Genomic DNA, 14,066 nt, shown 5'->3' with positions numbered 1-14,066 from the left:
ACAGTACACATCGCCCCGCACCGGTTCAGTCCGGTCCGGTCCGGTTCAGTTTCAGTTCAGTTCAGTTCAGTTCAGTTCAGTTCAGCGTGAACCAGGCCGCCCGGGCCTTCTTCCACTCCGGGTGCGTCAGGTCCTTCGCCTCGACCCCGTCCCCGTACAGGTCCGCGGACCCGCTGTCCGTGACCACCTGCACGCGCGCGCCCGCCACCGACAGGTCCGGCACGTCCACCAGGGCCTCCCAGCCGCCCGGGTCGGTGGTCGGCAGGTCGGCGCGCTGGACCGGGGCGTGGCCCGGGACACCGTCCCACTGGTAGAGGGCGTACGGGTCGGAGTTGTCGTCCGCGGCCCAGGAACCGGCCAGGATCAGGTACTGGCCCGCAGCGTTCCTGCGCAGGTCGCGGACGGACAGCCCGCCGAGGTCGAGTTCGATGCCCGCCCCGAAGGCCGCCTTGGCGCCGCTCGACAGCACCTTGTCGAAGTTCACCACCGGCACGATCAGCGCCCGGCCGCCCGGGACCGCGGGGGCCAGCGGGGCCCGGAAGCCGAGGTACGCCGTCGTGGTGGATCCCGGCGCGAACTCCAGCCCCTCCACGTTGAAGCCGTCGATCTGCTTCGGTGCCTGGCCTGCCGCCGTCCCGGCCGCGAAGCCGTAGCGGTTGCCGTTCGCCGTGTCCCAGTCCACCAGGTCCTCGCGCAGCCGCTGGTACGAGCGCCCGTACGCGAGCTGCGTGGCCGCGCCGGAGCCGCTCACCGCGGTGGTGAAGACGGTGTTGCGGGGCGCCTTGTACTCGCCGTCCTTGTTGTTGCCGAGCGAGCCCGTCCAGTAGACGGTGTCGCCGATGCGGGTGGCCCCCTCGATGTCCACCTCCTTGCTGACACCGAGCTGCGTGCTGAAGTCCCAGGTCCTGACCGGCGCACCGGAACGGGAACGGTCGTACAGCCGCAGGACGTTGTTCTCGTCGTCGGCTACCACGGTGTAACCGCCGCCCACGTCCACCGCGGCGGAGGAGTCGGAGGCCCCCGTGAAGTACCGGGCGTCGGCCGGGTTCTGCACGGCCGCCGAAGCCGCGTAGGACAGCGTCTTGGTGGCGCTCTTGCCGCCCAGCCCGGTCACCTTGACGGTGAGGCTGGTGTAACCGCGCCCGCGCGCGGTGACGGCCAGCTGCCGTACGGCTCCCGCGCCGGTGACCGTCACGTCACCCGTCCCGGCGACCGAGGCCCGGGTCGACGCGGACGCACTGACCGTCAAGGCGGCCGGGTCCGCACCGAGCTGACCGACGGTCACGTTCACCGAGGGGTCCCCGACCGCGCCCACGGCCCCCGTCAGGTACGACGCCGACAGCGCGATGGTCGGCGTCCCGTACGTGACCGCCTGCGCGGGCACGCCGGCCGCGACGACCAGCAGCGCCGCGATCCCGGTGATGGACAACTGCTTCTTCATCGCGGGTCCTCCCTCCCTGCCAGGCCGCCGCTCGTGACGGCCGTCGAGAAGGTTCGGCCACGGCGGCCAACTCCCGGTGCACGGTGCCCGTCGTCCGGAAGAACGCAAAGGGCCCCCGGCACCGTGGTGCCGGGGGCCCTCACACAGCGAGCGGTCGAAGGACCGGTCGAGGACTGGTCAGACGTTGAAGCCGAGCGCGCGCAGCTGCTCACGACCGTCGTCCGTGATCTTGTCCGGGCCCCACGGGGGCATCCAGACCCAGTTGATGCGCAGCTCGTTGACGATCCCGTCGGTCGCCGACTTCGCCTGGTCCTCGATGACGTCCGTCAGCGGGCAGGCCGCCGAGGTCAGCGTCATGTCGAGAGTGGCGATGTTCGCGTCGTCGATGTGGATGCCGTAGATCAAACCCAGATTGACGACGTCGATGCCCAGCTCGGGGTCGACCACGTCGTAGAGGGCCTCGCGGACCTCCTCCTCGGTGGCCGGCTTGATCGACGCCTCGGGCGTCGCGTTCTCGGTCATGCCGTCTTCCTCTCCGCGTCGCCCAGAACCTGGGCGGTCGCGTCCTTCCAGGCCATCCAGCTCAGGAGAGCACACTTCACGCGCGCCGGATACTTGGAGACACCGGCGAACGCGACGGCGTCCTCCAGCACCTCCTCCATCTCCTCGTCCGGCTCGATCTTGCCCTTGGACTGCATCAGCTCCAGGAACACGTCCTGGATCCGCTGCGCCTCGGACACCTTCTTGCCGACGAGCAGCTCGTTCAGCACGGAGGCGCTGGCCTGGCTGATGGAGCAGCCCTGGCCCTCGTAGGAGACGTCGGTGAGCGTCTCTCCGTCGTACTTCACGCGCAGCGTGATCTCGTCGCCGCACGTCGGGTTGACGTGGTGCACCTCGGCGTCACCGTCGCGCAGGCCGCGCCCGTGCGGGTGCTTGTAGTGGTCCAGGATCAGTTCCTGGTACATCGAATCCAGCTTCACTGGTCCTCGTCGCCCTCGTCCGTCAGCCGAAGAAGTTCCGTACGTGCTCCAGCCCGTCGATCAGCGCGTCCACGTCCGCCGGAGAGGAGTACAGATAGAAAGACGCTCGCGTGGTCGCGGGAATTCCGTACCGCAGGCAGACGGGGCGCGCGCAGTGGTGTCCCACGCGGACCGCGATGCCCTGCTCGTCCAGCACCTGGCCGACGTCGTGCGGGTGGATGTCCCCGAGCACGAAGGAGATCGCGGCGCCGCGGTCCTCGGCCGTGGTGGGGCCGATGATCCGCAGGTCGGGCACCTCGGCGAGGCGCTTGACCGCGTACTCCGTGATCGCGTGCTCGTGCGCGGCGATGTTCTCCATGCCGATCGAGGTGAGGTAGTCCACGGCCGCGCCGAGGCCGACGGCCTGGGCGATCGGGGGCGTGCCCGCCTCGAACTTGTGGGGTGCCGGGGCGTACGTCGAGGCGTGCATGGACACGGTCTCGATCATCTCGCCGCCGCCGAGGAACGGGGGCAGGTCCTCCAGGAGCTCCTGGCGGCCCCACAGGACGCCGATGCCGGTCGGGCCGCACATCTTGTGGCCGGTGAAGGCCACGAAGTCGGCGCCGAGCGCCTGCACGTCCAGCGGCAGGTGCGGAGCGGCCTGCGAGGCGTCGATCAGCACCAGCGCGCCGACCTCCTGGGCGCGGCGGACGATCGCCTCGACCGGGTTGATCGTGCCCATGATGTTGGAGACCAGCGTGAAGGAGACGATCTTCGTCTTCTCCGTGATGACCTCTTCGATGGAGGAGAGGTCGAGCCGGCCGTCGTCGGTGAGGCCGAACCACTTCAGCTTCGCGCCGGTGCGCTGCGAGAGCAGCTGCCACGGCACGATGTTGGAGTGGTGCTCCATCTCCGTGATGACGATCTCGGTCTCGCGGTCGACCCGGTAGGGCTCGTCCGCCCAGCCGAGCATGTTGGCGACCAGGTTGAGCGACTCCGAGGCGTTCTTGGTGAAGATCACCTCGTCGCGGCTCGGGGCGTTGATGAAGGCGGCGACCTTGTCGCGGGCGCCCTCGTACAGCGCCGTGGCCTCCTCGGCGAGCACGTGCACGCCGCGGTGGACGTTGGCGTTGTGCCGCTCGTAGTACTCGTTCAGCGCGTCGAGCACCTGGCGAGGCTTCTGCGAGGTCGCCGCGTTGTCCAGGTAAACGATCTTCTTCCCGTCGTGGACCACACGATCCAGCAGGGGGAAGTCCTTGCGGATCGCCTCGATGTCGAGGAGGCCAGGCAGCTGCGTCACGCGGTAGCGCCACCCTTCACGTACTTGTCGTAGCCCTCGGCCTCAAGCTGGTCGGCCAGCTCGGCGCCACCGGACTCGGCGATCCGGCCGTTCGCGAACACGTGCACGAAGTCCGGCTTGATGTACCGCAGGATGCGCGTGTAGTGGGTGATCAGCAGGGTGCCGACCTCACCGGTCTCGCGGACGCGGTTGACGCCCTCGGAGACGATGCGCAGCGCGTCGACGTCGAGGCCGGAGTCGGTCTCGTCGAGGATCGCGATCTTCGGCTTGAGGAGCTCCAGCTGGAGGATCTCGTGGCGCTTCTTCTCACCGCCGGAGAAGCCCTCGTTGACGTTGCGCTCGGCGAAGGCCGGGTCCATCTGGAGCTGCTCCATCGCGGACTTGACCTCCTTCACCCAGGTACGCAGCTTCGGCGCCTCGCCGCGGATGGCGGTGGCCGAGGTGCGCAGGAAGTTGGAGACCGAGACGCCGGGGACCTCGACCGGGTACTGCATGGCGAGGAAGACGCCGGCGCGGGCGCGCTCGTCGACGGACATCTCCAGGACGTCTTCACCGTCGAGGGTCACGGTGCCACCGGTGATGGTGTACTTCGGGTGACCGGCGAGCGAGTACGCCAGGGTGGACTTGCCGGAGCCGTTGGGGCCCATGATGGCGTGCGTCTCACCCTGCTTGACGGTGAGGTCGACACCCTTGAGGATCTCGCGGGCGCCGTTTTCGGCCTCGACGGAGACGTGCAGGTCGTGGATTTCAAGCGTTGCCATGGGTGCCTCAGGACTCCTGGGTGAGGGAGACGAGCACGTCGTCCCCTTCGATCTTTACGGGGTATACGGGAACGGGGCGCGTTGCGGGCAGACCCGAGGGCTTGCCGGTGCGCAGGTCGAAGGACGACCCGTGCAGCCAGCACTCGATCATGCAGTCCTCGACCTCGCCCTCCGAGAGCGAGACGTTCGCGTGCGAGCAGATGTCGTTGATCGCGAACACCTCCCCCTCGGTGGAGACGATGGACAGCGGCGTCCCGTCGAGTTCCACCCGCTTGGGGGTGTTCTCCTCAAGCTCACTCAGCGAGCAGGCCTTCATGTAGGTCATCAGACGGACGCCTCAAGCTCGGTCTCGATCTTGGCGAGCAGGCGCTCCTCGATGTCCGGGACACCGATCTGCTGGACGAGCTCGGCGAAGAAGCCGCGCACGACCAGACGGCGGGCCTCGTCGGCCGGGATGCCGCGGGCCTGCAGGTAGAAGAGCTGCTCGTCGTCGAAGCGGCCGGTCGCGGAGGCGTGGCCGGCGCCGACGATCTCGCCGGTCTCGATCTCCAGGTTCGGCACCGAGTCGACCCGGGCGCCGTCCGTGAGGACGAGGTTGCGGTTCATCTCGTAGGTGTCGGTGCCCTCGGCGCTCTTCTCGATGAGCACGTCGCCGATCCAGACGGCGTGGGCGTCCTGGCCCTGGAGCGCACCCTTGTAGACCACGTGGGACTTGCAGTGCGGGGCGTCGTGGGTGACCAGGAGGCGGTGCTCCTGGTGCTGGCCGGCGTCGGTGAAGTAGAGGCCGAGGAGCTCGGCCTCGCCGCCGGTGCCGGCGTAGCTGACCCGCGGGTGCAGGCGGACGAGGTCGCCACCGAAGGTGACGACGACCGACTTGAAGCTCGCGTCACGGCCGACCAGCGCGTTGTGCTGGGAGCAGTGGACGGCGGTGTCGTCCCAGTCCTGGATGGAGACGACGGTCACCTTGGCGCCGTCGCCGATCAGGAAGTCCACGTTGGCGGCGCGGACGCCGTCACCGGTGTGGTCGATGACGATGACGGCCTCGGCGAAGGCCTGCACGTCGAAGACGGTGTGGCCGAAGGTCGTCCCGCCCTCGCCGTGCAGCGAGACGCGCACGGGCTCGGTCAGGACGGCCTCCTTGGGCACGGTGACGACCGTGGCCTTGGCGAAGGAGGAGAACGCCTGGGCGGCGACCCGGTCCACCGGGGTGCCGGCCTTGCCGATGCGGGCGTCGTCGCGCTCCACCGACTCGACCGTGACGCCCTCGGGCGCGTCGATCTGGGCCTTCATGCTGCCGTTGGCGGTCGCGGTGCCGTCGTGCAGGCCCTTGAGGCGGGCGAGCGGCGTGAAGCGCCACTCCTCCTCGCGGCCGTGCGGAACCGGGAAGTCCGCCACGTCGAAGGACGGCGGTGCGCTCATCCGGGTGGCGACGGTGGACTCGGCGGCCACCGCGATCGCGCCGGCGGTGGTCGAACCCGCCGGAATGTTCTGAGCCTCAGCCATGGCTGTCGTCTTGCTCACTCTCTTGTACGGACACTGCCTGCGTCGTGGGGTGGAGCCGGTGGGGCGGTCGGGTCAGCCGACCGAGCCCTCCATCTGCAGCTCGATCAGCCGGTTCAGCTCCAGGGCGTACTCCATCGGCAGCTCCTTGGCGATCGGCTCGACGAAGCCGCGCACGATCATCGCCATGGCCTCGAACTCGGTCATGCCGCGGCTCATCAGGTAGAAGAGCTGGTCCTCGGAGACCTTGGAGACGGTCGCCTCGTGGCCCATGGAGACGTCGTCCTCGCGGACGTCCACGTACGGGTACGTGTCGGAGCGGGAGATCGTGTCGACCAGGAGCGCGTCGCAGAGCACGTTCGACTTGGAGCCGCTGGCGCCCTCGCCGATCTCGACCAGGCCGCGGTACGAGGTGCGGCCGCCGCCTCGCGCCACCGACTTGGAGACGATGTTGGAGGAGGTGTTCGGCGCCATGTGGACCATCTTGGAGCCGGCGTCCTGGTGCTGGCCCTCGCCCGCGAAGGCGATGGACAGGGTCTCGCCCTTGGCGTGCTCGCCCATCAGGTAGACGGCCGGGTACTTCATCGTGACCTTGGAGCCGATGTTGCCGTCGATCCACTCCATGGTCGCGCCCTCGTACGCCACGGCGCGCTTGGTGACCAGGTTGTAGACGTTGTTCGACCAGTTCTGGATGGTCGTGTAGCGGCAGCGGCCGCCCTTCTTCACGATGATCTCGACCACGGCGCTGTGCAGCGAGTCCGAGGAGTAGATCGGGGCGGTGCAGCCCTCGACGTAGTGGACGTAGGCGTCCTCGTCGACGATGATCAGCGTCCGCTCGAACTGGCCCATGTTCTCCGTGTTGATGCGGAAGTAGGCCTGGAGCGGGATGTCCACGTGGACACCCTTGGGGACGTAGATGAAGGAGCCGCCGGACCACACCGCGGTGTTCAGCGAGGCGAACTTGTTGTCGCCGACCGGGATGACCGTGCCGAAGTACTCCTGGAAGAGCTCCGGGTGCTCCTTGAGCGCGGTGTCCGTGTCGAGGAAGATGACGCCCTGCTGCTCCAGGTCCTCGCGGATCTGGTGGTAGACGACCTCGGACTCGTACTGGGCCGCGACGCCCGCGACGAGGCGCTGCTTCTCCGCCTCCGGGATGCCGAGCTTGTCGTACGTGTTCTTGATGTCCTCGGGCAGGTCCTCCCAGGACTCCGCCTGCTTCTCCGTGGACCGGACGAAGTACTTGATGTTGTCGAAGTCGATGCCCGACAGGTCGGAGCCCCAGGTGGGCATGGGCTTCTTGTCGAAGAGCTTCAGGCCCTTGAGGCGGAGCTTCAGCATCCACTCGGGCTCGTTCTTCTTCGCCGAGATGTCCCGGACGACGTCCTCGGACAGACCCCGCTTGGCAGCCGCGCCGGCCGCGTCGGAGTCGGCCCAGCCGTATTCGTAGGTGCCCAGGCCATCGAGCTCAGGGTGAGCAGTCTCCGTGGTCATGCGGGGTTCCTCCCGGCCGTGCTTGCAGATGCTGATGTGTCGGTCTGTGTGGCGCCCGCGCCTCGTGGGATGAACGTGGTGCACACCCCGTCGCCGTGGGCGATCGTGGCGAGGCGCTGCACGTGCGTCCCGAGCAGGCGGGAGAAGACCTCGGTCTCCGCCTCGCAGAGCTGCGGGAACTGCTCGGCGACGTGGGCGACCGGGCAGTGGTGCTGGCAGAGCTGTTCACCGCTGTGCGGACCGGGAGCGCTCTTCGCCGTAGCAGCGTACCCGTCCGCGGTCAACGCCTTGGCCAGGGCCTCGGCGCGGTCCGCGGGGGCGGCCGCCTCGACCGCCTCCCGGTAGGTCTCGGCCTGCGCGTCCATGCGGGCCCGGGCGAAGGCGGCCACGGCCGCCTCTCCCTGCTCGCCGCCGCCGGCGGACTGCGCGATCCAGCGCAGGGCGTCCGTGGCGAGCGAGTCGTAGGACTGGTCGAAGGCGTCACGGCCGCAGTCGGTCAGCGCGAAGACCTTGGCGGGCCGGCCCCGGGTGCGCGCACCGTACACGCGCTGCTCACGGGGTGCGACCACGTCGTCGGCGACGAGCGTGTCGAGGTGGCGGCGGACGGCGGCCTGGGTGAGGCCGAGACGCGCGGCGAGATCGGCGACGGTCGACGGACCGTGGTCCAGGATGGAGCGCGCGACCCGGTTGCGGGTTGACCGCTCCCCGGTAGCGAGTTCCCCGTGCGGGGTCTCCATCAGCCGTTCGCCGTATTTCACAACGCCATTGTTGCGTAATTACTTGAGCCCCGACAAGCCGTGACGGACGCCACTCCTGGTGTCCTCCATCACTAAGGGTTACCTAATGCGCCCACGCAGAGTGAAGTGATCACGGCCCTCACCTGCACGGAAACACCGTCCGGCCGCAGCGGTCCAGGCGGCCTCCCCCGGCGCCCGGGGCCCCCTTTCGGGCTCCGTAGACTCACCCGCATGAGCAACGACCCCGCCGTGGAGATCCGCGGACTGGTGAAGCGGTACGGCCCCAAGACCGCGGTGGACGGCCTGGACCTCACCGTCCGCAGAGCCTCCGTCACCGCGGTCCTCGGTCCCAACGGCGCGGGCAAGACGACCACCGTGGAGACCTGCGAGGGCTACCGGCGCCCCGACGCCGGCACCGTCCGCGTCCTCGGCCTCGACCCGGTCGCCCAGGCCGGGGCGCTGCGCCCCCGGATCGGCGTGATGCTCCAGTCGGGCGGGGTCTACTCCGGCGCCCGCGCCGTCGAGATGCTGCGCCACGTGGCCGCGCTGTACGCCGACCCGCTCGACGTGGACGCCCTGGCCGAGCGGCTGGGGCTGGGCGGCTGCGGCCGCACCCCCTACCGCCGGCTCTCCGGCGGACAGCAGCAGCGCCTGGCCCTGGCCATGGCCGTGGTGGGCCGCCCCGAGCTGGTCTTCCTCGACGAGCCGACCGCGGGCCTGGACCCGCAGGCCCGCCGCGCGACCTGGGACCTGGTACGGGAACTGCGCGCCGACGGGGTCACCGTCATCCTCACCACCCACCACATGGACGAGGCCGAGCAGCTGGCCGACGAGGTCGCGATCGTCGACGCGGGCCGGGTCATCGCCCACGGCAGCCCCGAGCAGCTGTGCCGCGGCGGCGCCGAGAACACCCTGCGCTTCACCGGCCGCCCCTCCCTCGACCTCGCGTCGCTGCTGAAGGCGCTGCCCGACGGCACCCGGGCCGCCGAGCTCACGCCGGGCGCCTACCGGGTCGTCGGCGAGGTCGACCCGCAGATGCTGGCCACCGTCGCCTCCTGGTGCGCGCAGCACGGCGTGATGCCGAGCAGCCTGTCGGTGGAGCGGCACACGCTCGAAGACGTCTTCCTGGAGCTCACCGGTAAGGAGCTGCGCGCATGAGCGCCGGTACGTTCACGCCCCGCCCGGGGGCCGCGCCCGTGTCCCGCATGATCCTCGCCCAGACGGCGCTGGAGACCCGGATGCTGCTGCGCAACGGGGAGCAGCTGCTGCTGACGGTGATCATCCCGGCCCTGCTGCTGGTGCTGTTCTCCTCCGTGGACATCATCACCGTGCCCGTGGGGGGCGCCCAGCGGTCCGTGGACTTCCTCGCGCCCGGGATCCTGGCCCTGGCGGTGCTGTCCACCGCCTTCACCGGCCAGGCCATCGCCACCGGGTTCGACCGCCGGTACGGGGTGCTCAAGCGGCTCGGCGCCTCGCCGCTGCCGCGGTGGGCGCTGATGGCCGCCAAGACCCTGTCCGTGCTGGTCACCGAGGTGCTCCAGATCGCTCTGCTGACGGTGATCGCCTTCGCGCTGGGCTGGTCCCCGCACGGGAACCCGGCGGCGGTGGCCGCGCTGGTGCTGCTGGGGACCGCCGCCTTCTCGGGGCTCGGGCTGCTGATGGCGGGCACGCTCAAGGCCGAGGTGACCCTGGCCGCCGCCAACCTGGTGTTCCTGCTGCTGCTGGTCGGCGGCGGGGTGATCGTCCCGATGGACAGGTTCCCGGGCGCGGTGCAGGACGTACTGGGGCTGCTGCCGGTCTCGGCGCTGTCCCACGGGCTGCGCGAGGTGCTGCAGAACGGGGCCGGGCTGCCCTGGGCCGACGCGGCCGTGCTGGGCGCGTGGGCGGTGCTGGGGCTGGGCGCCGCCGCGAAGTTCTTCCGCTGGGAGTAGACCCGCGGGAGCGAATCGCCTCCCCCGCGCGTTGGCCTGACAGGAGGACGACCACCTCCGCACATCAGCGACAGCGACGCGGACCACGAAGCCGGGGGGCGGGTATGGCGCAGCGGGAGGCCGTTCTACGGCTGGACGAGCAGTGGGCACGGATCCGGTCGGGGCCGGCGCAGGCGGAGCCGGCGGAGGCCGGCCGGCTGCTGGCGGAGTTGATCGGGGCGCTGCGCGAGCCGGCCCTGACCGATCCGGAGTGCGCGGCGCGACTGGGGCTGCGCCTGGGCGACCTGGCGGCCCGGCGGTTCGCCGCCGGAGACCGGGCCGGGGCCCTGGCGGCCATCGAGGAGGGCCTGAATTACGGCAGGCAGGCCGCCCCGCACGCCCCGGAGTACGCCCGGTGGTACGCCCGGGGCCTGATCAACCAGGGGGTCTGGCTGTCCTGGCCGCTGAGCGACGAGGACCGGCTGCCCCGGTACCCGCTCGGCGCGGCGGCGGAGAGCGGGCCGAGCGCCATGGAGCGGGCGGCCGGCGAGCGCGCCCGGGACGTGACCCGGGCCGCCGTCGGGGTCTGGGCGGATCTGGACCAGCAGGACCCGGTCAACCGGCGCGGCCTCGCCCAGGCCGGGGTCTTCCTCGGGGACCGCCTCGCGGAGCTGGGGCTCGCCGAGGAGGCGGTGGCCTGGGCGGTGGACGCGGAGGGCGGTTTTCGCCGGCTGCTCCTGGCGGATCCCGGCCCGGAGGCCGCCCAGGAGGCGGAGGAGGCCCTCGACCACATCGGCCGCCAGCTGGAACTGCGGCTGCGCCTGCTGTCCTTCGACTCACTGGTACGGCTGCGCGAGCGGGGACTGCTGCCCGAGCGGCTGCTGCCCCTGGCCGTGGTGGGCGCCCGGATCCGCTCGGTGCCCGAGGAGGAGATCGCGGCCCGGCTGCGCCTGGAGGCCGACCAGGTGGGCACCATGCTGGAGGTGACGCCCTGGCGCGCGGTGTGGCGCTTCGAGGTGCGCGGCCCCGACGGGCTGTGGACCGCGCAGGGCCGTCCCTGGCGCGGCGGTGCAGAGGTGAGGAACAGGACAGCGGAGGACATAGGCGCCGAATTGGTGCGCGGCTTCAGGGAGTCGGCGGACTGCCCCGGCGAGGGCGGCTCTTGGCGGGTCCGCCTCTGGTGGCACGAGGAAGGCGACCCCGCGGGTGCCCTGTTCCGGCTGCTCGTGGGCCCGGGCCCGGTGGCGGGCGGCGGCGGCACCCCCTCGTGAAAGTTTGCACAAGGCGCCGCGTACGATAAGGGCCGTGTTGACCCCTCTTGCTTACGTCGCCAGCCGCTGGACTCCGTCACCCCGGACCGTCCGGCGGGCCGCGCTCATCGCGCTCGTCATGAGCGTGGTCATCGTCGTGACCGGCGGTGCGGTACGGCTGACCGGATCCGGTCTCGGCTGCGACACCTGGCCCAAGTGCACCGACGAGAGCCTGATCGTGACCCGGGAACAGGGCTTCCACGGCGCCATCGAGTTCGGCAACCGCATGCTGACGTACGTCCTGTGCGCGGCCGTCGGCTGGGCCATCGTCACGGCGCGCTCGGCCAAGCCCTGGCGCCGGTCGCTGACGCGGCTCGGGTGGCTCCAGTTCGCCATCGTGATGGGCAATGCGGTCCTCGGCGGGATCACCGTGCTGACCGGGCTCAACCCCTACAGCGTGGCCGGGCACTTCCTGCTCGCCACCTCGCTGGTCACGGTGACGACGATCACCTGGCAGCGCACGGGCGAGGGCGACGCCAGGCCGCGGCCGCGCGTGCCGGGCCCGGTGCGCAAGCTCTCGTGGGCCCTGCTCACCACCACGCTGGTGCTGATCGCGGCGGGCACGGTGGTCACCGGCTCCGGCCCGCACGCCGGCGACAGGAGCGAGATCAAGCGGATGCCGTTCGACTGGTCGGCCACCGCCCACCTCCACGCGGTCTCCGCCTGGGTCGTGTGCGCGCTCGCCGTGGCCATGTGGCTGGTGCTGCGCGTGGTCGACGCCCCCACGGACACCCGGGCACGCGCCCGCGACCTGCTGATCGTGCTGCTGGCCCAGGGCGGCATCGGTTACGTCCAGTACTTCACGCACGTGCCCGAGGCCCTCGTCGCCGCCCACATGCTGGGCTCCTGCCTCGTGTGGATCTCCGTGGTCCGGCTGGCCCTGAGCCTGCGCGAGCGGCCCGCCTCGCAGGCGGACATCCCGGCGCAGGCCGACCCCCAGCTCTCGGCCGCCTGAGCCGCCCGTCCCCGCGACGCCGCCTGAGCCGCCCGCCCCCGCGAGCGGCCTGAGCCGTCCGCCCGGGGGCGCGGCTCAGCCGCGTTCGTCCAGCCGGTAGACGCGGCGGGCATTGCCCGCCGCGATCATGGCCGCCACCCGGTCCGCGTCCCGCCAGGACCAGGCCCCCTCGCCGGCCCAGCCGCCCAGCACCCGGCCCAGCGCCTCCCGGAACACCAAGGCACCCACCGCGTGCAGTTCGGGCAGCCGCCGGCCACCGCTGGAGAACAGCAGCTTGCCGAAGGGGGCCAGCTCCAGCAGCTCGGCCAGCACCGCCGCGGCGCGCGCGCCGCTCCTCCCCAGGGCCGCGCCGAGATCGGCGTGCACGTGCGGGAACGCGGCCGCGAGCCGGGCGGCGCCCCGGTGGTGGGGGTATCCGCCGCACAGCACCAGCTGCGTCCCCAGGCCCGCGGTGGCCCGCAGGAACTCCGCGAGCCGGGCGGGATCGCCCTGCTCCGGCCGCTCCCCGGGTTCCCCCGCGCCCGTGTGCAGCTGGAGCGGCAGACCGTACGCCACCGCGCTCCACAGCAGGTGCCGCAGGAGGACGGGGTCCCGTACGGCCACCCCCTTGGAGCGCCCCGCGAGCCACCGCCCGACCGCCCCCCGTACCGCGCCCGGATCGGGGGGCCCGGGCGCGTCGGCGAGGGCGGCCAGGTACCCGGCGTCCGCGCGGCAGGTGAAGGCCACGGCCCCGGCGGCGGCGTGGTGGACGGCCTCGGCGAGGTTGGCCAGGAAGGCGGCGACCGTGCCGGAGGTGTCGGCGGTCTGCTCGGCCAGCAGCTCCAGCCGGACCAGCTCGAAGGCCTCGGCGTCGCCCGCGAGCGCCAGCTCCTTGGGCCCGGCGAGGTCCCCGGGCACCCCCGTGTCCACGAGGTAGGAGGCGATTCCCGAGCCGCGCAGCAGCCTGCGGCGTGACTCGACGACGCCCAGCTCGCGCCGCCGGGCCAGATAGCGGGCCGGGGGGCAGTGCGGCTCCAGCCCGAGCAGCGGCGGGCACCAGCGGCGCACGGCGAAGCCGGTCTGGGTGTCGAAGAAGGTGGTGCCGGCTGCGGGCGGGCCGGCCGAGGGGAACAGCTGGGCCTCGAAGGTGGCGAGGCCCAGCTCCGTACGGAGCACTCCGTGGCAGTACTGGTCCACCAGGGGCGGCGTTTCGATCATCCGGGCATCCCGTTGCGGACGTGAGGAAGGGTCTTCCACACGTCCTAACGGGTGAGCGGGGCGCGAGGTGTTGCTCGCGCTGTTGACCGAGCGGCCACCGGGGACGTCGGCCGGGCGGCCACCTGGGCCGGCCGGCGGCCGGGGGCCCCGCTCAGGCGGCCGGCTGCGCCGCGCCGCCGAGCTGGATCCCGGCCATCCGGGCCCACTCGTACGGGCCGGTCCTGACCCGGGCGGCGAACTCGCCGTCGAACTCCTCGTGGAGGGTCAGCGCGGCCTTCTCGGCGGCCAGCCGGGCCACCTGCCAGTTCGGGGCCACCAGGTCGCCCCAGGCTCCGTCCGCGCCCACGAGCACGATCCGGGTGCCGGCCTGGCCGATGTGCGCGAGCTGGCCCTCGGCGCCGCCGTGCTGCCGGCCGAACGCGCCGATCTGCTTGGCCAGCCTCGCGGCCTTCCGGTCCTGCTTCTTGGTGTCTGCGTCTGCGGTGGTGTCTGCCATGACAGGCAT

General features: G+C 71.4%; 15 protein-coding genes. 4 read left to right on the top strand and 11 right to left on the bottom strand.

What is annotated here, in order from left to right; all coding sequences use genetic code 11:
* Positions 1-76: 76 nt before the first annotated feature.
* The 9 genes from ABZ128_RS17515 to ABZ128_RS17475 form a co-directional block, all read right to left on the bottom strand.
* Positions 77-1,441: a hypothetical protein gene (locus tag ABZ128_RS17515; RefSeq protein ID WP_356849269.1), complete on the bottom strand. Its 1,365-nt coding sequence runs from the start codon at positions 1,439-1,441 to the stop codon at positions 77-79.
* 177 nt (positions 1,442-1,618) lie between these two features.
* The gene (locus ABZ128_RS17510) at positions 1,619-1,963 is read right to left on the bottom strand and encodes a metal-sulfur cluster assembly factor (protein ID WP_030388904.1); all 345 of its coding nucleotides are present in this window, start codon (positions 1,961-1,963) and stop codon (positions 1,619-1,621) included.
* Positions 1,960-2,421 (bottom strand): Fe-S cluster assembly sulfur transfer protein SufU, encoded by a 462-nt coding sequence (gene sufU, locus ABZ128_RS17505; RefSeq protein ID WP_356849267.1) that lies wholly within the window; start codon positions 2,419-2,421, stop codon positions 1,960-1,962. The genes ABZ128_RS17510 and sufU overlap by 4 nt, the downstream gene beginning before the upstream one ends.
* 22 nt (positions 2,422-2,443) lie before the next feature.
* On the bottom strand, positions 2,444-3,700 hold the full coding sequence (locus ABZ128_RS17500; protein WP_356849265.1) for a cysteine desulfurase: 1,257 nt from the start codon (positions 3,698-3,700) through the stop codon (positions 2,444-2,446).
* On the bottom strand, positions 3,697-4,461 hold the full coding sequence (gene sufC, locus ABZ128_RS17495) for a Fe-S cluster assembly ATPase SufC (protein ID WP_053785807.1): 765 nt from the start codon (positions 4,459-4,461) through the stop codon (positions 3,697-3,699). Before sufC ends, ABZ128_RS17500 begins: the two co-directional genes overlap by 4 nt.
* A gap of 7 nt (positions 4,462-4,468) precedes the next feature.
* Complete coding sequence (locus ABZ128_RS17490) at positions 4,469-4,786, bottom strand: bifunctional 3-phenylpropionate/cinnamic acid dioxygenase ferredoxin subunit (RefSeq protein WP_356849263.1); 318 nt, start codon at positions 4,784-4,786, stop codon at positions 4,469-4,471.
* Positions 4,786-5,964 (bottom strand): Fe-S cluster assembly protein SufD, encoded by a 1,179-nt coding sequence (gene sufD, locus ABZ128_RS17485; RefSeq protein WP_356849261.1) that lies wholly within the window; start codon positions 5,962-5,964, stop codon positions 4,786-4,788. Before sufD ends, ABZ128_RS17490 begins: the two co-directional genes overlap by 1 nt.
* A 72-nt stretch (positions 5,965-6,036) precedes the next feature.
* On the bottom strand, positions 6,037-7,452 hold the full coding sequence (sufB, locus tag ABZ128_RS17480; protein ID WP_356849260.1) for a Fe-S cluster assembly protein SufB: 1,416 nt from the start codon (positions 7,450-7,452) through the stop codon (positions 6,037-6,039).
* Positions 7,449-8,189: an ArsR family transcriptional regulator gene (locus ABZ128_RS17475; RefSeq protein WP_356849361.1), complete on the bottom strand. Its 741-nt coding sequence runs from the start codon at positions 8,187-8,189 to the stop codon at positions 7,449-7,451. Before ABZ128_RS17475 ends, sufB begins: the two co-directional genes overlap by 4 nt.
* 231 nt (positions 8,190-8,420) lie before the next feature.
* On the opposite strand from ABZ128_RS17475, the gene ABZ128_RS17470 reads away from it, so the two are divergent.
* The 4 genes from ABZ128_RS17470 (at position 8,421) to ABZ128_RS17455 (ending at position 12,364) form a co-directional block, all read left to right on the top strand.
* Positions 8,421-9,347 (top strand): ABC transporter ATP-binding protein, encoded by a 927-nt coding sequence (locus tag ABZ128_RS17470; RefSeq protein ID WP_356849258.1) that lies wholly within the window; start codon positions 8,421-8,423, stop codon positions 9,345-9,347.
* Positions 9,344-10,120, top strand: coding sequence for an ABC transporter permease (locus ABZ128_RS17465; protein ID WP_356849256.1), 777 nt, complete (start codon positions 9,344-9,346; stop codon positions 10,118-10,120). The genes ABZ128_RS17470 and ABZ128_RS17465 overlap by 4 nt, the downstream gene beginning before the upstream one ends.
* Before the next feature lie 104 nt (positions 10,121-10,224).
* Positions 10,225-11,370, top strand: a complete 1,146-nt coding sequence (locus ABZ128_RS17460) for a hypothetical protein (protein WP_356849254.1) — start codon at positions 10,225-10,227, stop codon at positions 11,368-11,370.
* Positions 11,371-11,374: 4 nt separating this feature from the next.
* A complete protein-coding gene (locus ABZ128_RS17455; protein WP_356849253.1) occupies positions 11,375-12,364 on the top strand; it encodes a COX15/CtaA family protein in 990 nt (329 codons plus the stop codon).
* Between the two features lie 75 nt (positions 12,365-12,439).
* Here the strand turns inward: ABZ128_RS17455 and ABZ128_RS17450 are convergent, their stop codons facing one another.
* Both ABZ128_RS17450 and ABZ128_RS17445 read right to left on the bottom strand, forming a co-directional pair.
* Entirely contained in the window at positions 12,440-13,561 is a 1,122-nt protein-coding gene (locus tag ABZ128_RS17450) for an amidohydrolase family protein (RefSeq protein ID WP_356849251.1), read from the bottom strand.
* 151 nt (positions 13,562-13,712) lie between these two features.
* Positions 13,713-14,066 (bottom strand): hypothetical protein, encoded by a 354-nt coding sequence (locus ABZ128_RS17445; RefSeq protein WP_356849250.1) that lies wholly within the window; start codon positions 14,064-14,066, stop codon positions 13,713-13,715.

This window comes from Streptomyces sp. NPDC006326 (assembly GCF_040612915.1).
GTDB lineage: Bacteria > Actinomycetota > Actinomycetes > Streptomycetales > Streptomycetaceae > Streptomyces.
This window is presented reverse-complemented; position numbering and strand designations above follow the sequence as displayed.